The sequence below is a fragment of the Halomonas caseinilytica genome (assembly GCF_001662305.1).
In the GTDB taxonomy this organism is placed as follows: Bacteria; Pseudomonadota; Gammaproteobacteria; order Pseudomonadales; family Halomonadaceae; genus Halomonas; species Halomonas caseinilytica.
Genome location: NZ_BDEP01000003.1, coordinates 1 through 19910, shown reverse-complemented (window position 1 = coordinate 19910; position 19910 = coordinate 1). Strand labels below are relative to the sequence as shown.

Sequence of the window (19910 nt, the reverse complement as noted above, 5' to 3'; positions counted from 1 at the left end):
CATGCAAATCAAGCTGGCCAATCCCCGCGGTTTCTGCGCCGGTGTCGATCGTGCCATCGAGATCGTCAACCGGGCGCTGGACGTGTTCGGCCCGCCGATCTACGTGCGCCATGAAGTGGTACACAACCGTTTCGTGGTCGACAGCCTGCGCGAACGCGGCGCGATCTTCGTCGAGGAACTGCATGAGGTGCCCGACGACGTGATCGTCATCTTTTCGGCGCACGGCGTCTCCCGTGCCGTGCAGCAGGAAGCCGAGCGTCGTGGCTTGCGGGTCTTCGACGCGACCTGCCCGCTGGTCACCAAGGTGCACATGGAGGTACTGCGCTATGCCCGTCGTGGGCAGGAGTGCGTTCTCATCGGCCACCAGGGGCATCCCGAGGTGGAAGGCACCATGGGGCGCTACGACACCTCCCAGGGAGGCCAGATCTACCTGGTGGAGGATGAGCAGGACGTGGCGCGTCTCGAGGTGCGGGACCCGAGCCAGCTGGCCTTCGTGACCCAGACGACCCTGTCGATGGACGACACCGCTCGCGTGATCGACGCCCTGCGCGACCGCTTCCCGGAGATCCAGGGCCCGCGCAAGGATGACATCTGCTATGCCACCCAGAATCGTCAGGATGCCGTGAGGGAACTGGCCGCCGGGAGCGATCTGCTGCTGGTGGTGGGCAGTCCCAACAGCTCGAACTCCAATCGCTTGCGCGAGCTTTCCGAGCGGGTCGGCACGCCGGCCTACCTGATCGACAACGCCGAGCAGATCGACGCTGCCTGGCTGGAAAATGTCGAGACGGTGGGCGTGACCGCCGGCGCAAGTGCACCGGAAGTGCTGGTACAGGGCGTGATCGAGCGCCTGCGCGCCTTGGGGGCCGAGATGCCGGAAGAACTCGAGGGACGTGCCGAGACGATCACCTTTTCCATGCCCACCGAGCTTCGCGAGCGAGTGATCGCCAGCGAATAGACCTCGCTCGGTCGAGTGTCATGTTCCCTTCGTGAAGCCGGGCCTGTCGCCCGGCTTTTTCGTGGCAAGATGCTTCGGACGCTACCGGACACCGTCATCCTGGTCCATATTGAGGGCAGGACATCACGCCGAGGCCAAGGGATATGTGCCACTCGACGGCGCGCGGTCTACGCCGCTCCGAGGCCTGTCGCGAACAGGCCGGCTTCACGTTGCTCGAATTGATGCTCGTGGTGGCGATCATCGCCATACTCGCCGGGATCGCCTATCCACGCTATCAGGATGCGCTGGGCGAAGCGCGGGTCGCGGATGGGCGGTCGGCGCTCATGGCGCTGGCGGGGCGTCTGGAGCGCTGCCGCACCCGTACGCATTCCTATGATGCCTGCACGGACCTGCCGAGCCATTCGCAGGCAGGGCATTATCGTCTCGCGACCACGTTATCTTCGACGCACTATCGCCTGACGGCCACGCATGAGGGCGAGGCCGTCAGGACGGATTGTCGTGTGCTGGTGCTCGACGCGACGGGACGGACGTTGCCCGAGGCGTGCAGGTAAGCCAGGGAGCGGGAGGAGGCGTGGATCATGACGATAGCGAGATCCCAGCGAGCGTTTACGCTGCTGGAGGCCTTGGTGGCGCTGCTGGTGCTTTCGGTTGGGCTGCTGGGCATGGCCACGGTCCAGCTTGAATCCCTGCGTGGCGCACATGCTGGTTATCAGCGTGGACTGGCCTCTCTGGCGGCACAGGACGCCGTCGAGCTGCTGTGGTCGCGTCTCGAGGCCGGCAGGTGTCCTGGCCTGGGGGGCGAAGCCGCGCGCTGGGAGGCTCGCTGGCGTGCCTGGATTCCCGGTTTGCGGGGCCGCGTCGAGCCGGATGGCGATGACTGCACCTATGTGGTGACTCTCGAATGGGAGGCATCACGCCTGGTGGATGAGAGCGAGACATCCTTCGTCTATACCACCCGGCTGCCCGGTGAATCCCCATGATGGCGGGGCGTGTCGTCGAGAGTGGGGTGTCGCTGGTCGAGCTGCTGGTGGCCCTGGCGGTCGGCATGCTCGTTTTGCTGGGAGCCGGGCGCCTGTACTTGGATGGGGTCGAGAACCTGATTCGCGTGGACGAGCTTGGCGAGCGCCAGGAAGCCGTGACCCTGGGGGCATTGTTTCTGCTGCGCGATATCCGGCGCGGAGGCGTGGAGCCGGGGCGATACGAGCTGCGCGACGCCACCGATGGTGAAGGATGTGCCCTCCACGACAGGGTGGCGGGAGAACCCTTGGTGGACGGCCTGGCCGCGACGGCCGGAAGTTGTGCGGCGAGCGAGCCGATTCGGGCGGATGTGGAGGGCAGGGCCGGTCTGTATCGGATCACCTTGAGGCCGCTCGGTGGTGTGAATCCGCTGGTGCTCCATGCCATGGACCGCGAAGCGGCGGTGCGGCATGCCGGGTCGTCGTCGCCAGGAGAACGGGGATCATGAGGGAAAGCGCGATGCCGCAGGCGGGGATGGCATTGCCCATCGTTCTGGTATTGCTGGCCATGGCCGCGATGCTGGGGACGGCCGGGCTGCGTTCGTCGCTGACCGCGGAGCGCCTGGCGGGCAACCTCAAGGCATCGGTGCAGGCCGGGATGGCGGCGGAGGTTGCCGCCTCGCGGGGTTGGGCGGCCTTGAGCGGGCCCGGCGACATCACCGTCGAGTCGTCTCAAGAAATGTCCGAATCGATGACCTGGCACGAGTTTCTCGATCCCTCGCATTTCCAGGGCGAGCCGGCCAGGCTCGCTGACTGTGCCGCTCCACGGCGCTGCGCCTATCGCTATGTCGAAGAGGCATCCCGGCGTCATCTCGTCGTGGCCATGGGGGCCGTGATGGAGGGCGGCGGCCGTGTCCTGGCGTCGAGCGAGCCGGTACGAGTCGCGGTGGTCTTTTCGCGCCTTGCCGAACTGTTTTCCCGCTATGTCCTGCTGGCCGGTGGCGAGGTCGCGACCGGGGAAGGGAGGGCATCGGCGAGCCGGATACATGGCAATGCGGCTCAGGATGAGGGCGAGCGCGTCAGGATTCCCTATACCGATACCTCGCCACCGGAGGGCGCTGTGTCGTTGGCGGTGGGCTCCGATGAGGACGGTCTACCGTACTGTCGTTTCGAGGAAAGCGGTGATCTCGGCGGGCGCGTCTACCATTGTGAGGGCCGGCTGGAAATTGGGGCGGCGGCCCGCTTCCACAATGCCGCCTTCGTCGCTCGGGACGATGCCCACCTGTCCGGCGAGATCGGGCGAGCGTCAGCTGTGGATGTGGCTGTGCTCTCGGGGGGCGACATTCGTCTCGAGGCGCCGGGAATCGTCCGAGGCTGGCTCATGTCGGCGGGCGATGCAGAACTGGCGCCGGGAACGACACTGGAGGGGGCCATCATCGCACATGGCGATATCCAGGCGAGCGGGGCACTGGCGCATCTTGTGGGTGAGCCGGTACTGCCTCATGCGCCCCGTGAGAAACGTCTGTTGAGCTGGGAGTGACACGGTCGACATCCGGCACTAGCACGTCGGCGGGGTGGTATCGACCACCCGGACTCTGCCGAAGTTGCTGACGATGACCGAGGCCCCTTCGCCGCGTCGGCCACAGAGGCGAAAGGTGCCGTTGTGTCCCGTGGCGTGCCCGGTAGGCTGGTAGCGGACGGGGCGATGATCGAGCCGGTAGGCGATGGCCGGCACCTGGCTGGCATTTCGCCGGCCGAGGAGAGTGCGTTGGCTCGGTGGCAGGTCGACCTCTCCCTGCAGGATGCTCAGCGGCATGGTCCAGTCATCGCTGCAGCGTCGACCGTCCCGGCTGGGGCAGACGGTGATGACCGTGCGCCTGATGATGGCGGCATTGCGGGCGGTCGCCAGGACTTCCTTGAGTCGCATGACATCCGAGGTCACTTCGTTGCGTGCCATGAAGCCGTCCAGCCTGGGCGCCGTCCAGGCGACGGTGAAGGCCAGGATGCCCGTCACCACGCAGAGTTCGAGAAGTGTCAGGCCGGCCTGGCGCGGCTTTGCCAGGCTATCCGGTATGCCGGTATGGTAAGTCTCCGTGATGCGCTCCGGTCGCATGTGATCTCCCGCCTCGTGTTTCCCCGAGCCAGGTTGTGGGTGCTATCAAGTTAGCCGGATGTCGCATTCTTTCCGTAGGCGAACTCGGACAAGTCTCGTGAGTGATTTTCTCGTTGTTGGCGGGGGCGTCATTGGCATGATGACGACCCTGCACCTGGCCGATGCCGGTCATTCGGTCACCCTCGTCGAACGTGGCCAGTGCGGTCGTGAAGCTTCCTGGGCGGGCGGTGGCATCGTCTCCCCTCTTTATCCGTGGCGCCACGGTGCGCCGATCTCGCGTCTTTCCGCCTGGTCGGAGGGGCGTTATCCGGAACTCTCGCTACGCCTGCTGGAAGAGACGGGCGTGGACCCCGAGTATCGTCAGAAGGGCCTTGTGTATCTGCGTGTCGACGATGAGCAGGCCGCCATGAGCTGGGCGAGGGAGGTCGGCAAGCCTCTCGAGCGGGTGTCCGACACGTTTCTGTACGACAAGGAACCCGAGGCGGCGCCCGGTTTTTCGGACGCGTTGTGGATGCCGACCCTTGGCAGCATCCGTAATCCGCGACTGGCCCAGGCGCTTCGCGCGCGCCTGGATGACATGCCGCGAGTCACGCTGCGCGAGCATTGCGAAGTCACGAACCTGCGCGAGCGGGGCGGTCGTGTCGTTGCGGTCGAGACGCCAGCGGGCGAGCTGCATGGTGACCAGGTCATCGTATGTGGCGGTGCCTGGGCCGCCGAAGTGATGGCGACGGTCGGTGTGACACTCCCGATACGGCCAGTGAAGGGGCAGATGATTCTGTTCAAGGCGCCGCCCGGGCTGGTACGGCGTGTGGTGCTGATGGACGGGCGTTATGTCATCCCTCGAGCCGATGGTCGGGTGCTGGCGGGCTCGACTCTGGAAGAAACCGGGTTCGACAAATCGCTCTGTGCGTCGGCGAAAGACTCGCTATGGACGTCGGCGACACGTATCGTACCGGCACTGGCCGACTGCGAGGTGGAGCATCACTGGGCAGGATTGCGACCGGGGTCGCCAGATGGTGTGCCCTTCATCGGCGCGGTGCCGGGCATTGACAACCTGCACGTGAACGCCGGCCACTATCGCAATGGGCTGGTACTGGCTCCAGCCTCGACGCATCTGCTGGTCGACGAACTGCTGGGCCGGGAGCCCATTCTGGACCCGACACCCTATCGGTTGACGGGTGGTCGCTTGAAAGGCGCGTGAACGGGAGCTTCCCGGAGCTGAATCATTTCTCCGAGGTATCCTCGGCGAGATACTTGTCGCGGTGGTCCGAGGAGCAGAACCATTCACCCTTTTCGCGCAGGGCATCGCTCTCCGGTAGATGCACCTTGCACCAGGCACAGCGCACCATCGGGTTGCCCGCCGTAGTGTCCTGTTCGTCGGCATCCCGATCACGCTTCCACTCGCGGTACATGCGATAGAGTTTGAGGCCGGCGAAGAACAGCACGGCGAAAATGATCAGGCGGATCAGCAAGAGGTTCATCCTGTGGACGGCTCCCTGAAAGAGGGCGTTCGAGGCGGCCGGCTTTGCGAGTGGGCCGCCCTTGCGGGACAATGTCGGTATCGATGGATTCTCGAGAGATTTCTACGCCCATGCAAGACCTGACGTTGGTGATGGCCCAGTTGGACCCGCTGGTGGGGGATATCCCCGGCAATACCGAGCGGGCCATCGAGACGGTACGCGAGGCACGCATCGAGCATGGTGCCGACATCGTGGTGCTGCCCGAACTCTTCCTGACCGGTTATCCGCCGGAAGATCTGCTGCTGCGCCCTTCCATGGAGACGCGACTGCGCCATGCTCGGGCGCGCATGGCCGAGAAGGTGGCGCGCGACGTGATGGTGATCGTCGGCTATCCGGGACGACGCGAGGGAGGCAACTGGAACCTGGCCGGCGTGCTCTATAACGGCGAGTGGATTGGTGAATATGCCAAGCAGGCGTTGCCCAACTATGAGGTCTTCGATGAGCAGCGCTATTTTGCGGTGGGCGATGCGCCCCTGGTGGTCGAGCACAAGGGGGCCAAGCTTGGTGTGCTGATCTGCGAGGACATCTGGGAAGAATCGCCCGTCCGACAAGCCCGCGAGGCCGGGGCGGATATCCTGGTGACGCTCAATGCGTCACCCTTCCACCAGGACAAGCCCACCGAGCGCCTGGCGCTGCTCGAGCAACGCGCGCGCGACGTGGGCCTGCCGATCGTCTATGTCAACCAGATCGGTGGCCAGGACGAGCTGGTGTTCGATGGGGGCTCGGCTTGTGTCGGTGCCGATGGCGAGCTGCGCGTGCAGGCGCCGCATTGGGCAGTCGGCTTGATGCCGGTCCAGTTCGTGCGCGAGCAGGGCAGCTGGGTGCCGAGTGCAGGAGAGATCGATGAGGAGGTCTGCGCCGAGGAGAACCTGTATTGCGCGCTAGTCACCGGGTTGCGCGATTACGTCAACAAGAGTGGCTTTCAGGGCGTGGTGCTGGGCCTTTCCGGTGGGATCGACTCGGCCCTGTCGCTGGCCATCGCGGTGGATGCCCTGGGGCCGCAGCGCGTCCATGCGGTGATGATGCCGTATCACTACACTGCCGATATCTCGAAGGAAGATGCCGCCGAGCAGGCCCGGATGCTGGGCGTCGACTACGAGGTGCTGCCCATCGAGTCGATGGTCGATGCCTTCATGGACACGCTGGCCGACAGTTTCGCCGGCACCGAGCGTGATACCACCGAGGAGAACCTGCAATCGCGCTGCCGTGGCGTGTTGTTGATGGCGCTCTCCAACAAGAAAGGCCTCATGGTGCTCTCGACCGGCAACAAGAGCGAGATGGCGGTGGGGTATGCCACGCTCTATGGCGACATGGTGGGCGGCTACAATGCCATCAAGGATGTCTACAAGACTTGGGTCTATCGTCTGGCCCGCTGGCGCAATACCCAGGACCCGGCGATCCCCGAGCGCGTCATCGAACGGCCGCCTTCCGCCGAGCTGGCACCGGATCAGCAGGATTCCGACTCCTTGCCCGACTACGACACCCTGGATGCCATTCTGGTGCGCTACATCGAAGGGGACATGAGTGCCGAGGCGATCATCGCCGCCGGCTTCGACCATGACGATGTCTACAAGGTGGTGCGCCTGGTCGACCGCTGTGAGTACAAGCGCCGTCAGGCACCGGTGGGGGTTCGCGTGACTCGTCGAGGCTTCGGCCGCGACCGGCGTTATCCCATCGTCAACGGCTGGCAGCCGGGGGAGTGAGGCCGGAAGCTTGAAGAGCGCGGCTTCGCCGCTGGAAGCTGGAAGAAAAAGCTTGATCCTGCAATTGTCGGACTAATGCTGCCTTCCAGCTTCCAGCTTCCAGCTTTAGACCGAAATCGGGTCGGCCTTGACGTAGCGCGGGTCGAAGGTGCGGCCGTCGAGACGCTCGTGATCCGGGGCGTTCTTGATCAGCACGCGGAGACTTTCCTTGGCACGTTCCGGCATGTCCAGGCCGAGATAGCCCTCGACCATCACGGCCAGCGCGTCGCGGGTACTCTGTGCCTCGGGGTAGTTCTCGATGACCCAGCGGCCGCGCTTCACGGCGGCCAGGTAGGCGCCCTTGCGCAAGTAGAAGTCGGCCACCTCGAGCTCGTGCCGGGCCAGGAGGTTGCGCAGATAGACGATGCGCTGGCGCGCATCCGGCGCGTACTGGCTGTTCGGGTAACGCTGGATCAGGTCGCGGAAGTCGGAGTAGGCATCACGGCTGGCCCCGAGGTCACGCTTGGAGAGGTCGATCAGACGCAGCGACTCGAGACTGAACCGGCCGGCCTCCCAGGCGGCGAGGCCACGCATGTAGTAGGCGTAGTCGACCTGAGGGTGATCGGGGTGCAGGCGGATGAAGCGGCTGGCGGCAGCACGGGCGGCTTCCCAATCGCTCGTCTCATAATAGGCATAGATCAGCTCGAGCTGGGCCTGTTCCGCGTGATCGCCGAAGGGATAGCGAGTATCGATGGCCTCCAGTCGATTGACGGCGGTGACATAGTTGCCTTCCTCCAGTGCGGCGCGACCTTCCTGATACAACTGGTCCTCCGCGACATCCGGAGCCTGTTCTTCTTCCTTGGTGCTGGCACAGCCGGCCAGAAGGGCGGTCGCCAACAGCATGGCGGCCAGGCGAGTACCGGTCGTGATAACGCGCATCGTGATCCTCGTGTCAAACAACCCTGGGCGGCCGTGCTAGAATCGGCCTGAATCCGCCCACTATAAAGCACCTTGCGGCAAAACGCAGTCATCAGGCGCCGTGATGCACCAACGCTTTTCGGGTAGCGCTCCACTCCCCCAGACGGACCCTTGACGATCTCATGTCACAGACCCTCGATGCCCATCAACGCATTCCCGACAGCATGGCGGGCCTACGCCTCGATCAGGCAGCCGCCGAGTTGTTCAGCGATTTCTCCCGGGAACGGCTCAAGGCCTGGATCAAGGAGGGGGCGCTGACCGTCGACGGCGGGCCTGCCAGGCCCAGGGACAAGGTGCATGGCGGCGAGGCGCTGGCACTCGTGGCCGAGCTCGAAGACGATGCCCGTTTCGAACCCGAAGACATTCCCCTGGAAGTGGTCTTCGAGGATGACGACGTTCTGGTCATCGACAAGCCACCCGGCCTGGTGGTTCACCCGGCTGCCGGAAATCCCGACGGTACCCTGCTCAATGGCTTGCTGAATCACTGTGCCTCGCTTGCCGCGGTGCCGAGGGCCGGCATCGTGCATCGGCTCGACAAGGACACCAGTGGCCTGATGGTGGTGGCCAAGACGCTGGTCGCCCAGACCGCTCTGGTCGAGCAACTCCAGGCGCGGACCGTGTCCCGGGAATACGACGCCGTGGCCGTCGGCACGATGACATCGGGGGGCACCCTGGATGCGCCGATCGGCCGCCATCCGCGTGATCGCAAGCGCCAGGCGGTCAATGCTTCCGGCAAGCCTGCGGTGACACACTACCGAGTGATCGAGCGGTTCAGGGCACATACGCATGTGCGTTGTCGACTGGAAACCGGGCGGACGCACCAGATTCGGGTGCACATGGCGCACCTGCGATACCCCTTGGTCGGTGACCCGGTCTACGGGGGACGCTTGAAGCTGCCCGCCGGGGCCGGGGAGTCGCTCAAGGAGGTGCTGCGCGAGTTCCCGCGCCAGGCGCTGCATGCTCGCAAGCTGGCCTTCGTGCATCCGACGACCGGCGCTACCATGACCTTCCGGGCGCCACTCCCGGACGACTTGCTGATGTTGCTCGATTTCCTCCGTGACGACCGGGAGACGATGCGATGAGTGACGCCCTCGACCTCCACCCGACGCTGGTGCGCCCCGACTGGCCGGCGCCCGACTCGGTGGCTGCCTGTGTCACGACGCGGGAGACCGGTCCGAGCCAGGACGCCTTTGCCGCCTTCAATCCGGCCCAGCATGTCGGCGACAATCCGAATCATGTGTCGCTATGTCGTCGTCAGTTGAACAAGGTGATCGGCGATGATCGTCCCTTGCTGTGGCTGACGCAGGTGCATGGCGGGCGCGTGCAACAGCACTTCGCCGATGATGCGCCGGAAGCGGATGCGGCCGTCGCCCGGAATCGAGACTATGCCTGCGTGGTACTCACCGCCGATTGTCTGCCGGTGTTCTTCTGTGATCGTGAGGGGCAGCGGGTAGCGGTGGCCCATGCCGGCTGGCGTGGCCTCGCCGGCGGCGTGCTCGAGGCCACCGTGGCGGCGTTGGGCGTGCCGGCCGAGACGCAGATGGCCTGGCTGGGGCCGGCGATCTCCAACGCCCAGTTCGAGGTCGGCCCGGAAGTCCGCCAGGCCTTCGTCGCCGTGCAACCTGAGGCGCTGGAGGCGTTCGATCCCAGCCCTTACCGCCTCGGTCACTACATGGCCGATCTCTACAAGCTGGCGCGCCTGCGACTCGAACGGCTCGGCGTTTCTCATATCAGCGGCGGGCACTTCTGCACGGCTTGTGAATCCCGTTTCTACTCCCATCGTCGTGACGACGGCGTGACCGGCCGCATGGCCAGCATGATCTGGCTTCGCTAGCCCGGCTTCGCCGGGAGATGGAAGATCGTCCGCTTAGCGGACGTAAGCTGGAAGCTTGAAGAAAAACCTTGACCCAGGGACTGCGGGTTTCATGTTGCCTTCCAGCTGACTTGAAAACCGTCCGATCAGACTCCATCTCTTGTGTCAAGATACATTGACAGGGTCAAGTGGCGCGTCCGACCGCGCCGTTACCCCGATGGAGGAAAGCGAATGCGTTTCGACAAGTTCACCGCCAAGTTGCAGAACGCCGTGGCGGATGCCCAGTCCCTGGCCGTGGGGCATGGGCACAACCAGCTCGAGCCCGGCCATCTGCTGCTGGCGCTGCTGGATGCCAGCGATACTGGCGTCAAATCGCTGATACAGAAGGCCGGGGGCGATGCCGCCCGGTTGCGTGATGGCCTGGTGGGGCACCTCGAGGACCTGCCGCGCGTGGCCGAGTTCGATGGCGAGGTACAGCCGTCCCGGGATCTGGTCAAGCTGTTCAATCTGACCGACCGCGAGGCCCAGAAGCGTGGCGATCAGTATATCGCCAGCGAGCTGGTACTACTGGCGGCCCTCGAGATGCGCCACGCCGTGAGCAAGGTGCTGACCCAGGCCGGGCTGTCGCGCCAGGCGCTGGAAACCGCCGTCGATGGCGTACGGGGCGGCGCCAAGGTCGACGATCCCAATGCCGAGGACCAGCGCGAGGCGCTGGGCAAGTACACTCTGGACCTCACCGAGCGCGCGACCAATGGCAAGCTCGATCCGGTGATCGGTCGCGATGACGAGATCCGCCGGACCATTCAGGTGCTGCAGCGTCGCACCAAGAACAACCCGGTGCTGATCGGCGAGCCGGGCGTGGGCAAGACGGCCATCGTCGAAGGGCTGGCACAGCGCATCGTCGATGGCGAGGTGCCGGAAGGTCTCAAGGACAAGCGCGTGCTGTCTCTGGACATGGGCGCCCTGCTGGCCGGTGCCAAGTTCCGCGGCGAGTTCGAGGAGCGCCTGAAGGCGGTGCTCAAGGAACTGGCCGAGGAAGAGGGCCGGGTCATCTTGTTCATCGACGAGTTGCACACCATGGTGGGTGCCGGCAAGGCCGAGGGCGCCATGGATGCCGGCAACATGCTCAAGCCGGCGCTGGCGCGCGGCGAGCTACACTGCGTGGGGGCCACGACGCTCGACGAGTACCGTCAGCACATCGAGAAGGACGCCGCCCTGGAGCGCCGTTTCCAGAAGGTGCTGGTCGACGAGCCGACCGAGGAGGACACCATCGCCATCCTGCGTGGCCTCAAGGAGCGCTACGAGGTGCATCATGGCGTCGATATCACGGATGGTGCCATCATCGCCGCCGCCAAGCTGTCCACGCGCTACATCACCGACCGCCAGCTGCCCGACAAGGCCATCGACCTGGTCGATGAGGCCTCTTCCCGGATTCGCATGGAGCTCGACTCCAAGCCGGAGGAGATGGATCGTCTCGACCGTCGCTTGATTCAGCTCAAGATGGAGCGCGAGCACCTCAAGAAGGAAACCGACGAGGCGTCGCGCAAGCGCCTCGAGAGCCTCGAGGAGCAGATTGGCGAGCTCGAGCGGGAATACGCCGACCTGGACGAGATCTGGAAGGCCGAGAAGGCCAGCATCCAGGGGGCCGCCCAGTTCAAGGACGAGCTCGACCGGGCGCGGATCGACCTCGAGCAGGCGCGCCGGCAAGGCGACCTGGGGCGGATGTCCGAACTGCAGTACGGCGTGATTCCGGAACTCGAGCGCAAGATCGCCGAGACCAGCGACGAGGAGGCCGATACCTCGGAGCATCGTCTGCTGCGTTCCAACGTCACCGAGGAGGAGATCGCCGAGGTGGTCTCGCGCTGGACGGGCATCCCGGTGGCCAAGATGCTCGAGGGCGAGCGTGACAAGCTGCTGCGCATGGAAGAGGCGCTGCACGAGCGGGTGATCGGCCAGGATGAGGCGGTCAACGCGGTATCCAATGCCGTGCGGCGTTCCAGGGCTGGCCTGGCCGACCCCAACCGGCCCAATGGCTCCTTCCTGTTCCTCGGGCCCACCGGGGTGGGCAAGACGGAGCTGTGCAAGTCGCTGGCCGGCTTCCTCTTCGATACCGAAGAGGCCATGGTGCGCATCGACATGTCCGAGTTCATGGAGAAGCACTCGGTGGCGCGCCTGATCGGGGCGCCTCCCGGCTATGTCGGCTACGAGGAGGGCGGATACCTGACCGAGGCCGTGCGCCGCAAGCCCTACTCCGTGCTGCTGCTCGACGAGGTGGAAAAAGCGCACGCCGATGTCTTCAACATTCTGTTGCAGGTGCTTGAGGACGGTCGACTCACGGATGGACAGGGACGCACCGTGGATTTCCGCAACACGGTGATCGTGATGACCTCCAACCTGGGGTCGGACATCATCCAGCGCATGGGTGGCGACGACAGCGACTATGAGCAGATGAAGTCCATGGTGATGGAAGTGGTGGGCAATCACTTCCGTCCGGAGCTGATCAATCGCATCGATGAGGTCGTGGTCTTCCATGCTCTCAAGCAGGAGCAGATCCGGGCCATCGCCGATATTCAGCTCGACCGCCTGCGTGGTCGCCTGGCCGAGCACGACCTCGCGCTCGAGGTGTCGGACGACGCCATGGCGCAGCTGGCCACGGCCGGCTTCGATCCGGTCTTCGGTGCCCGGCCGCTCAAGCGGGCGATCCAGAGTCGCATCGAGAATCCGCTGGCCCAGGACCTGCTGGCCGGCCACTTCTCGCCCGGCGAGACGATCCATGTCGAGGCCGAGGGAGAGCGACTGGTCTTCCGTCACTGAGGGGGAACGCTGCCGGCTTGCCCGGTGTCGACTACCTTGATGATGAAGGTCGTGTCCTGACCTTGTACGCCCGTCCGATCCATGTGATCGGGCGGGCGTTTTTTCATGGTGTTGCGGGGAATCTCAGGCGGTGATGGCCAGAGGTGGGGAGGTCCAAGGTTGACACTCCGCGACCGCTATTGGAATCTTGACGGTTCCTGATACGGGCGCGGACTCCAGCGGGCGATCCCCCATTCCCGCGCGAAGGGTAGGCCAAGGGCCTCTACCCGCCGAAGGACTACCGGGTCCGGGCCAACCGCCCGACCTGGCCAATGCCCCGACGCGGTGATCCGCCGCGAGAGGGAATGGCTGATTCATGTCGCGAGCGCAGCAGTGAATCGGCGTTCCCGAGAGAGTGCTGGCCCTAACCGGGCCTCAATACGCCAGGGTTTGGCATCAGGTGCCGGCGCGTCCGGCAGCGGCATACCGCCGCACTCGAACTCGTGCCCCGACAGGCACGAATTGCACTCGAGACCTCCAGGGGAGAAACATCTGTGGAATTGCTTTCCGGCGCGGACATGATCGCCCGCTTCCTGCAGGATGAGGGCGTCGAATATATCTATGGCTATCCGGGCGGCGCGGCGTTGCATATCTATGACGCCCTGTTTCGCCAGGACAAGGTCAAGCACATCCTGGTGCGCCATGAACAGGCCGCCACCCATGCTGCCGATGGTTATGCCCGGGCTTCGGGCAAGCCTGGTACGGTATTGGTCACTTCGGGCCCCGGCGCCACCAATGCCGTCACCGGTATCGCCACCGCCTACATGGACTCGATTCCGATGGTGGTGCTGTGCGGTCAGGTGATGAGCCACCTGATCGGCGATGATGCCTTCCAGGAAACCGACATCATCGGCGTGACACGGCCGATCGTGAAGCACAGCTTCTCGATCCGGCATCCGTCCGAGATCCCGGAAGTCCTCAAGAAGGCCTACTATCTGGCCTCGACCGGTCGCCCCGGTCCGGTGGTGGTGGACATTCCCAAGGACATGACCACGCCCACCGAGCGGCACGAATACGTCTATCCGAAGAAGGTCAAGCTGCGCTCCTACAATCCGGTAGCGCGCGGCCATACCGGCCAGATCAAGAAAGCCGTGGAGCTGATGCTCAAGGCGCGCCGCCCGGTGTTCTACACCGGGGGCGGCGTGGTCACCGGGCGTGCCTGCGAAGGCCTGACCGATCTGGTCAAGCGGCTGGGGCATCCCATCACCACCACCCTGATGGGCATCGGCGCCTTCCCGCAGAGCGACGATCAATGCCTCGGCTGGCTGGGCATGCACGGCTCCTATGAGTCGAACATGGCGATGCACCATGCCGACCTGATCATCGCCATCGGGGCGCGCTTCGACGACCGGGTGACCAACAACACCTCGAAGTTCTGTCCCACGGCCAAGATCATCCATGTCGATATCGATCCTAGCTCGGTCTCCAAGACCGTGCGTGCGGACGTGCCCATCGTCGGTCCCGCGCAGAGCGTGATCAACGAGATGATCAGCCTGCTGCAGGGTCGGGAAATCGCCGACCCCGAGGCGCTGAATGAGTGGTGGCAGACCATCGAGGGCTGGCGCGAGGAGCGACGTGGCAAGCTCTACGAGCCGTCGAAACCCGGCGAGCCGATCAAGCCTCAGGAAGTCATCGAGGCGGTCTGCCGGCAGACCCGGGGCGAGGCCTATGTCACGACCGACGTTGGCCAGCACCAGATGTTCGCGGCCCAGTATTACAAGTTCGACAAGCCCAATCGCTTCATTACCTCGGGTGGGCTCGGGACGATGGGCTTTGGCTTTCCGGCCGCCATGGGCATCAAGCAGAACTTCCCCGATGAGCAGGTGGTCTGCGTGACCGGCGAGGGCAGCTTCCAGATGATGATGCAGGAGCTGTCGACTTGTAAGCAGTTCGGCGGTGGCGTGAAGATCATCAACCTGAACAATGCGTCGCTCGGCATGGTGCGCCAGTGGCAGGACCTCAACTACAAGTCCCGTCACGCGCACTCCTACATGGAGTCACTGCCGAATTTCCAGCAACTCATCGAGTCGTATGGCTTCACCGCGCTGCGGGTGGAGACGATGGAGGAACTCGAGCCGGCACTGGAGAAGACCTTTGCCGACAAGCACGAGCTGGTGTTCCTCGACGTCATGGTCGACCCGCACGAGCACGTCTATCCGATGCAGGTGCCTCTGGGCTCCATGCGTGACATGCTGCTTTCGAAGACGGAGCGGAGCTGATGCGCCATATCATCTCGATTCTGATGGAAAACGAACCGGGCGCCTTGTCTCGCGTTGTGGGGCTGTTTTCCCAACGTAACTTCAATATCGAAACCCTCAACGTCGCTCCCACCGAGGACGAGACCCTGTCCCGGCTGACCGTGACCACGGTGGGCGATGATCGGGTCATCGAGCAGATCACCAAGCATCTCAACAAGCTGATCGACGTGGTCAAGCTGGTGGACCTCACCGAAGGCAGCCATATCGAGCGCGAATTGATGCTGGTCAAGGTGAAGGCGCTGGGGGCGGCGCGTGACGAGGTCAAGCGCACCGTGGACATCTTCCGTGCGCAGATCGTCGACGTGACGCCGAGCCTGTACACCGTGCAGATCACCGGCGATGCCGACAAGCTGGATGCCTTTCTGCAGGCCATGGCGCCGGTGGGCATTCATGAAGTGGCGCGTACCGGCGTCTCGGGCATTGCCCGAGGCGACAAGGTCCTGTCGCTCTGATCGTCGCTGGCATACGACAGCCGTCATGCAAGCCGCCCCTTCCGGGCGGCTTTTTCGTTTCTCGGTGTCGTGAGGCGGGCTCAGATGTCCAGGCAGATCTTGCCGACGTGCTGCTGGGATTCCTGGTGGCGGAAGGCTTCGGCGATATCATCGAGCGCGAAGTGTCGATCGATGACCGGTTCGATGCCGAGGGCTTCGATGCCGCGAATCATGTCCTGCTGGTGGGCCCGGCTGCCCACGATGACGCCTTGCAGGCGGGCCTGCTTTGCCATCAGCTTGGCCGTGGGGACGTCGCCGCCGCGGCCGGTCAGCACGCCGATCAGCGAGATATGACCGCCGATGCGCACGGCCTCGATGGACTGGGCGAGGGTGCCGGGGCCGCCGACCTCGATGATGTGGTCCACGCCGCGTCCGGCGGTGAGCTCCTTCACCCGGCTTCCCCACTCGGGGCATGTGCGGTAATTGATGGTGTGATCGGCGCCCAGAGATTCGAGCCGTTCCCGCTTGTCGTCCGATGAGGAGGTGGCGATGACGGTGGCCCCCATGGCCTTGGCGAATTGCAGCGCGAAGATCGAGACGCCGCCCGTTCCCAGCACCAGCACGGTATCGCCGGCCTTGAGGCCGCCTTCCACCACCAGGGCGCGCCAGGCGGTCAAGCCGGCCGTGGTCAGCGTCGCCGCCTGAGCATGACTGTACCCCCGGGGGGCATGCGTGAAGCAGGTCTGGGGGCAGACCACTAGCTCTCGAGCGTAACCGTCGACGCCATCACCTGGCACTGTCTTGAAGTCGCCGACCTCGGCGGGCCCGGTCAGCCAGTCGGGAAAGAAGGTGGATACCACCGAATCGCCCACGGCAAAGGCATCGACGCCTTCGCCGATGGCGTCGACCACGCCGGCGCCGTCCGACATCGGAATTCGCCCGTCGGCGGTCGGCATGGCGCCGCTGACCACGCCATAGTCATGGAAGTTGAGCGAGCTGGCGTGAAGCCTGACACGTATCTCGCCGGGCCCCGGGGCGCCGGGAGCGTCGTGTTCTTGCAGGCGGAGTCGATCCAGTCCGCCGGGACTGGCCAGGGAAATGACCTTCATGGGAGCCTCCATTTCGGGGTAGTGGTTAGCTCACTAACGGTAACAGTCTGGAGCCCTTTGCCGGTAGCGGCAAGCTGGCCGGCGCGTTCAACCCCGTTCCGCGACCTCGTCCCAGAGTGCTTGGATGAGCGGACTCCGCAGGCGCCGGTTGAGCACGCAGAGACCGACATCATAGTGCGGGAGCTCCGGCTTGACCGGCAGGATCCGCACGCGCTCCGACAGTGGGCTGGCCTCCAGCACGATGCGGGGCACCACGCCGACACCGAATCCCAGGCCAACCATGCTGACGATCGCTTCGTGGCCGGCCACCTGGGCGTAGATCCGGGGCGAGATGCCCAGTGCCTTGAACCAGGTGTTGCTGACTTCCCGTGACAGCCCGGACTCGGAGAGCACCATCGGCACATTGCGCCACTGTTCTGCGCTGGGGGTGCGCGGGTCGGCCGGTACCCACTCATGCGCATCGTGTGGCGCGATGAACACCAGTGGCGAACGGGTCAGCGACTTGAAGGCGAGGCCCTCGGGCAGTTGCCGGGGACGCGAGGTGATGGCCATGTCCTCGTTGCCGGCCAGCACTCGAGGCATGGCCTGAGCGGGATCGCCTGTGTGCAGCTTCAGCTCGATGCCCGGATAACGGGTGCGGAATTCGCTGAGCAGGTCATAGAGGAAGCTGTAGCTGGCGGTGACCGAGCAGTAGATGCTGATCTCGCCGGTCAGCACATGGGCGTCGCGCATCAGCGACTGTCGCAGTTGTTCCCACTGTTCCAGGGTGTCCCGGGCGTAGGCGTGAAAGCTGTGTCCCTGGCGGGTCAGGGCCACATGGCGGTTGTCGCGCTCGAACAGCCTGACACCCAGGCTCTCCTCCAGTTGCTGGATGGAGCGCGAGAGCGTCGAGGGGCTGACGTGGCACGCTTCGCTGGCGCGGCCGAAATGCAGAGTGTCGGCAAGCGTCAGAAAATGTTTCAGGGGGCGCATGTCCATGCATCTATTATTTCACATATCGGGATGTGGTATTGCAAATATAGCGTTTTACGCAACGCGGGCCCCTGGCGTAAAGTCGACCCATCGACGGGGCCGAGAGCCCAACGAATTCTCCCAGCGCCGCACAAGACGGCGCGGGTGGCCATCGACGCTGACACAATCGCCTTTTTACGATCTCCAGGAGCCCGACATGCGCGTTTATTACGATAAGGACTGCGACCTCTCCCTCATCCAGGCCAAGCAGGTCGCCATCGTGGGCTATGGCTCGCAGGGCCACGCCCACGCCAACAATCTCAAGGAGTCCGGCGTCGACGTGACCGTCGCGCTGCGCCCGGGTTCATCCTCCGCCGCCAAGGCGGAAGCCGCCGGCCTGAAGGTCGCCACCGTGGAAGATGCCTGCCAGGCTGCCGACGTGGTGATGCTGCTGGCCCCCGATGAGTACCAGAAGGCCATCTATGAGCAGCAGATCGCGCCCAATCTGAAGGAAGGCGCGACCCTGGCCTTCGCTCATGGTTTCAACATCCATTACAACCAGATCGAGCCGCGTGCCGACCTAGACGTGATCATGATCGCGCCCAAGGCGCCGGGCCACACCGTGCGGTCCGAGTTCACCCGCGGCGGCGGGATTCCGGATTTGATCGCGATCCAGCAGGATGCCTCCGGCACCGCCAAGGAACTGGCCCTGTCCTATGCTGCAGCCATCGGCGGTGGCCGCAGTGGCATCATCGAGACGACCTTCAAGGACGAAACCGAGACCGACCTGTTCGGTGAGCAGGCGGTGCTGTGCGGCGGGGCCGTGGAGCTGGTCAAGGCTGGCTTCGAAACTCTGACCGAAGCGGGCTATGCCCCGGAGATGGCCTACTTCGAGTGCCTGCATGAGCTCAAGCTGATCGTCGACCTGATGTACGAGGGCGGCATTGCCAACATGAACTACTCCATCTCCAACAACGCGGAGTACGGCGAGTACGTCACCGGTGGCGAGGTCATCAACGAGCAGTCTCGCCAGGCCATGCGCAATGCCCTCAAGCGCATCCAGACCGGCGAGTATGCCAAGATGTTCATCAACGAAGGCAACAGCAACTATCCTTCCATGACGGCGCGCCGTCGTCTGAACGCCGAGCACCCGATCGAGCAGGTCGGCGAGAAGCTGCGGGGCATGATGCCCTGGATCGCCGCCAACCAGCTGGTCGACAAGAGCAAGAACTGATCGATCCGTTCGGGTGACAGCACAACGGGGGCGCGGTTATCCGCGCCCCCGTTGCGTTTTTGGATGCGATGAGTCGTGAGCCATCCCGGTTGCTGTGTGTAGAATGGGCGATACCTTCAGTCACAACGGAAGACACAGATGAGCCAGGACCCCAGCAACGGCGAGCGTGATAGACGTGAATCGAATGACGAGGATCTGGCCGCGACCTTCGTGCGCGAGTCGGAGGTGGTCGAGGAAGCGCTGGAGGATGGCAAGAAGGTGAAGCGCAGGGGGATCTACCTGCTGCCCAACCTGTTCACGACATCGGCGCTGTTTTCCGGCTTCTTTGCCGTGGTGGCCGCCATCAATGGCGACTTCACGTCCGCGGCGATCGCGATCTTCATTGCCATGGCGCTCGATGGCCTGGATGGTCGGGTCGCGAGGCTTACCAATACCCAGAGCGATTTCGGTGCCGAATACGACAGCCTCTCCGACATGGTGTCCTTCGGCGTCGCCCCCGGGCTCGTCGCCTTTATCTGGATTCTGCAAGACGTCGGCAAGACCGGCTGGGTGGTAGCCTTTCTCTATGTAGCCTGTGCGGCATTGCGGCTGGCGCGCTTCAATGTGCAGCTCGGCAGTGTCGACAAGAAATGGTTCATCGGCCTGCCCAGCCCCTCGGCTGCCGCCGTGGTGGCAGCGAGTGTCTGGACCTTCCATAGCTTCGATGCCGAGGCCTTTGGCTTCAAGCTCTGGATGTTGTTCCTCGTCGGGGCGGCCGGCGTGCTGATGGTCAGCAACATCCGCTACTACAGTTTCAAGGATATCGACCTCAAGGGGCCGGTGCCTTTCGTCATGCTGCTGGCCATCGTGCTGGGGTTCGTGGTCATCTCCATCGAACCTTCCCTGATGCTATTGTTGCTGTTTGGCACCTATGTTGCCTCGGGCCCTGTGCTGGCCGTACTGCGCAAGCTGCGTGAGCCACGCCGGAAGACCTGACGGAGCCTGCATGTCGAACCGAGACGCCCGCCGCGAGCGGGCGTTTTCGTCGCCGGCCCGGGGTTTGGGTTATCCACACCCG

19 protein-coding genes are annotated in these 19910 nt (G+C 64.3%); 14 read left to right on the top strand and 5 right to left on the bottom strand.

Annotated elements, in window-relative coordinates; genetic code table 11:
• Window position 1 precedes the first annotated feature (1 nt).
• The 5 genes from ispH to A9O65_RS01820 all read left to right on the top strand — a co-directional run bounded on the left by ispH (window position 2) and on the right by A9O65_RS01820 (window position 3451).
• Entirely contained in the window at window positions 2-955 is a 954-nt protein-coding gene (gene ispH, locus A9O65_RS01840) for a 4-hydroxy-3-methylbut-2-enyl diphosphate reductase (protein WP_064700193.1), read from the top strand.
• Window positions 956-1098: 143 nt separating this feature from the next.
• Window positions 1099-1506: a type IV pilin protein gene (locus A9O65_RS01835; protein ID WP_064701195.1), complete on the top strand. Its 408-nt coding sequence runs from the start codon at window positions 1099-1101 to the stop codon at window positions 1504-1506.
• 27 nt (window positions 1507-1533) lie between these two features.
• Entirely contained in the window at window positions 1534-1935 is a 402-nt protein-coding gene (locus A9O65_RS01830) for a prepilin-type N-terminal cleavage/methylation domain-containing protein (RefSeq protein WP_064701194.1), read from the top strand.
• Window positions 1932-2420: a PilW family protein gene (locus tag A9O65_RS17315; protein WP_064701193.1), complete on the top strand. Its 489-nt coding sequence runs from the start codon at window positions 1932-1934 to the stop codon at window positions 2418-2420. The genes A9O65_RS01830 and A9O65_RS17315 overlap by 4 nt, the downstream gene beginning before the upstream one ends.
• Window positions 2417-3451, top strand: coding sequence for a pilus assembly PilX family protein (locus tag A9O65_RS01820; protein WP_064701192.1), 1035 nt, complete (start codon window positions 2417-2419; stop codon window positions 3449-3451). Before A9O65_RS17315 ends, A9O65_RS01820 begins: the two co-directional genes overlap by 4 nt.
• A gap of 18 nt (window positions 3452-3469) precedes the next feature.
• Here A9O65_RS01820 and A9O65_RS01815 read toward each other — a convergent pair whose 3' ends face one another.
• Window positions 3470-4024 (bottom strand): GspH/FimT family pseudopilin, encoded by a 555-nt coding sequence (locus A9O65_RS01815; RefSeq protein WP_064701191.1) that lies wholly within the window; start codon window positions 4022-4024, stop codon window positions 3470-3472.
• Between the two features lie 97 nt (window positions 4025-4121).
• Here A9O65_RS01815 and thiO point away from each other — a divergent pair, with 97 nt between their 5' ends.
• A complete protein-coding gene (gene thiO / locus A9O65_RS01810; protein ID WP_064701190.1) occupies window positions 4122-5225 on the top strand; it encodes a glycine oxidase ThiO in 1104 nt (367 codons plus the stop codon).
• 22 nt (window positions 5226-5247) lie between these two features.
• Here the strand turns inward: thiO and A9O65_RS01805 are convergent, their stop codons facing one another.
• Window positions 5248-5505: a PP0621 family protein gene (locus A9O65_RS01805; protein ID WP_064700200.1), complete on the bottom strand. Its 258-nt coding sequence runs from the start codon at window positions 5503-5505 to the stop codon at window positions 5248-5250.
• 110 nt (window positions 5506-5615) lie between these two features.
• Here A9O65_RS01805 and A9O65_RS01800 point away from each other — a divergent pair, with 110 nt between their 5' ends.
• Window positions 5616-7247 carry an NAD+ synthase gene (locus A9O65_RS01800; RefSeq protein WP_064701189.1) on the top strand — a complete coding sequence of 544 codons (1632 nt, stop codon included), beginning with the start codon at window positions 5616-5618 and terminating at the stop codon, window positions 7245-7247.
• A gap of 105 nt (window positions 7248-7352) precedes the next feature.
• Here A9O65_RS01800 and A9O65_RS01795 read toward each other — a convergent pair whose 3' ends face one another.
• Window positions 7353-8165 (bottom strand): outer membrane protein assembly factor BamD, encoded by an 813-nt coding sequence (locus A9O65_RS01795; protein WP_064700202.1) that lies wholly within the window; start codon window positions 8163-8165, stop codon window positions 7353-7355.
• Window positions 8166-8326: 161 nt separating this feature from the next.
• Here A9O65_RS01795 and rluD point away from each other — a divergent pair, with 161 nt between their 5' ends.
• The 5 genes from rluD to ilvN all read left to right on the top strand — a co-directional run bounded on the left by rluD (window position 8327) and on the right by ilvN (window position 15580).
• A complete protein-coding gene (rluD, locus tag A9O65_RS01790; RefSeq protein WP_064701188.1) occupies window positions 8327-9286 on the top strand; it encodes a 23S rRNA pseudouridine(1911/1915/1917) synthase RluD in 960 nt (319 codons plus the stop codon).
• Window positions 9283-10038, top strand: a complete 756-nt coding sequence (pgeF, locus tag A9O65_RS01785; protein WP_064701187.1) for a peptidoglycan editing factor PgeF — start codon at window positions 9283-9285, stop codon at window positions 10036-10038. The genes rluD and pgeF overlap by 4 nt, the downstream gene beginning before the upstream one ends.
• A gap of 210 nt (window positions 10039-10248) precedes the next feature.
• A complete protein-coding gene (gene clpB, locus A9O65_RS01780) occupies window positions 10249-12831 on the top strand; it encodes an ATP-dependent chaperone ClpB (RefSeq protein WP_064700205.1) in 2583 nt (860 codons plus the stop codon).
• 533 nt (window positions 12832-13364) lie between these two features.
• Entirely contained in the window at window positions 13365-15089 is a 1725-nt protein-coding gene (locus A9O65_RS01775) for an acetolactate synthase 3 large subunit (RefSeq protein WP_064700206.1), read from the top strand.
• The gene (gene ilvN, locus A9O65_RS01770) at window positions 15089-15580 is read left to right on the top strand and encodes an acetolactate synthase small subunit (RefSeq protein WP_064700207.1); all 492 of its coding nucleotides are present in this window, start codon (window positions 15089-15091) and stop codon (window positions 15578-15580) included. Before A9O65_RS01775 ends, ilvN begins: the two co-directional genes overlap by 1 nt.
• Window positions 15581-15660: 80 nt before the next feature.
• Here ilvN and A9O65_RS01765 read toward each other — a convergent pair whose 3' ends face one another.
• Window positions 15661-16668: a zinc-dependent alcohol dehydrogenase family protein gene (locus A9O65_RS01765; RefSeq protein ID WP_064701186.1), complete on the bottom strand. Its 1008-nt coding sequence runs from the start codon at window positions 16666-16668 to the stop codon at window positions 15661-15663.
• 87 nt (window positions 16669-16755) lie between these two features.
• Complete coding sequence (gene ilvY, locus A9O65_RS01760; RefSeq protein ID WP_064700209.1) at window positions 16756-17646, bottom strand: HTH-type transcriptional activator IlvY; 891 nt, start codon at window positions 17644-17646, stop codon at window positions 16756-16758.
• 190 nt (window positions 17647-17836) lie between these two features.
• On the opposite strand from ilvY, the gene ilvC reads away from it, so the two are divergent.
• Together ilvC and pssA are read left to right on the top strand one after the other, a co-directional pair.
• Complete coding sequence (gene ilvC, locus A9O65_RS01755; protein WP_064700210.1) at window positions 17837-18853, top strand: ketol-acid reductoisomerase; 1017 nt, start codon at window positions 17837-17839, stop codon at window positions 18851-18853.
• Window positions 18854-18991: 138 nt separating this feature from the next.
• Window positions 18992-19828 carry a CDP-diacylglycerol--serine O-phosphatidyltransferase gene (gene pssA / locus A9O65_RS01750; protein ID WP_064700211.1) on the top strand — a complete coding sequence of 279 codons (837 nt, stop codon included), beginning with the start codon at window positions 18992-18994 and terminating at the stop codon, window positions 19826-19828.
• Window positions 19829-19910: the final 82 nt, after the last annotated feature.

Bases quoted from the DNA above. Each gene is read 5' to 3' on its own strand.
- ispH (WP_064700193.1), top strand. From the start codon at position 2: ATGCAAATCAAGCTGGCCAATCCCCGCGGTTTCTGCGCCGGTGTCGAT.
- A9O65_RS01835 (WP_064701195.1), top strand. From the start codon at position 1,099: ATGTGCCACTCGACGGCGCGCGGTCTACGCCGCTCCGAGGCCTGTCGC.
- A9O65_RS01830 (WP_064701194.1), top strand. From the start codon at position 1,534: ATGACGATAGCGAGATCCCAGCGAGCGTTTACGCTGCTGGAGGCCTTG.
- A9O65_RS17315 (WP_064701193.1), top strand. From the start codon at position 1,932: ATGATGGCGGGGCGTGTCGTCGAGAGTGGGGTGTCGCTGGTCGAGCTG.
- A9O65_RS01820 (WP_064701192.1), top strand. From the start codon at position 2,417: ATGAGGGAAAGCGCGATGCCGCAGGCGGGGATGGCATTGCCCATCGTT.
- A9O65_RS01815 (WP_064701191.1), bottom strand. From the start codon at position 4,024: ATGCGACCGGAGCGCATCACGGAGACTTACCATACCGGCATACCGGAT.
- A9O65_RS01805 (WP_064700200.1), bottom strand. From the start codon at position 5,505: ATGAACCTCTTGCTGATCCGCCTGATCATTTTCGCCGTGCTGTTCTTC.
- A9O65_RS01800 (WP_064701189.1), top strand. From the start codon at position 5,616: ATGCAAGACCTGACGTTGGTGATGGCCCAGTTGGACCCGCTGGTGGGG.
- A9O65_RS01795 (WP_064700202.1), bottom strand. From the start codon at position 8,165: ATGCGCGTTATCACGACCGGTACTCGCCTGGCCGCCATGCTGTTGGCG.
- rluD (WP_064701188.1), top strand. From the start codon at position 8,327: ATGTCACAGACCCTCGATGCCCATCAACGCATTCCCGACAGCATGGCG.
- pgeF (WP_064701187.1), top strand. From the start codon at position 9,283: ATGAGTGACGCCCTCGACCTCCACCCGACGCTGGTGCGCCCCGACTGG.
- clpB (WP_064700205.1), top strand. From the start codon at position 10,249: ATGCGTTTCGACAAGTTCACCGCCAAGTTGCAGAACGCCGTGGCGGAT.
- ilvN (WP_064700207.1), top strand. From the start codon at position 15,089: ATGCGCCATATCATCTCGATTCTGATGGAAAACGAACCGGGCGCCTTG.
- A9O65_RS01765 (WP_064701186.1), bottom strand. From the start codon at position 16,668: ATGAAGGTCATTTCCCTGGCCAGTCCCGGCGGACTGGATCGACTCCGC.
- ilvY (WP_064700209.1), bottom strand. From the start codon at position 17,646: ATGGACATGCGCCCCCTGAAACATTTTCTGACGCTTGCCGACACTCTG.
- ilvC (WP_064700210.1), top strand. From the start codon at position 17,837: ATGCGCGTTTATTACGATAAGGACTGCGACCTCTCCCTCATCCAGGCC.
- pssA (WP_064700211.1), top strand. From the start codon at position 18,992: ATGAGCCAGGACCCCAGCAACGGCGAGCGTGATAGACGTGAATCGAAT.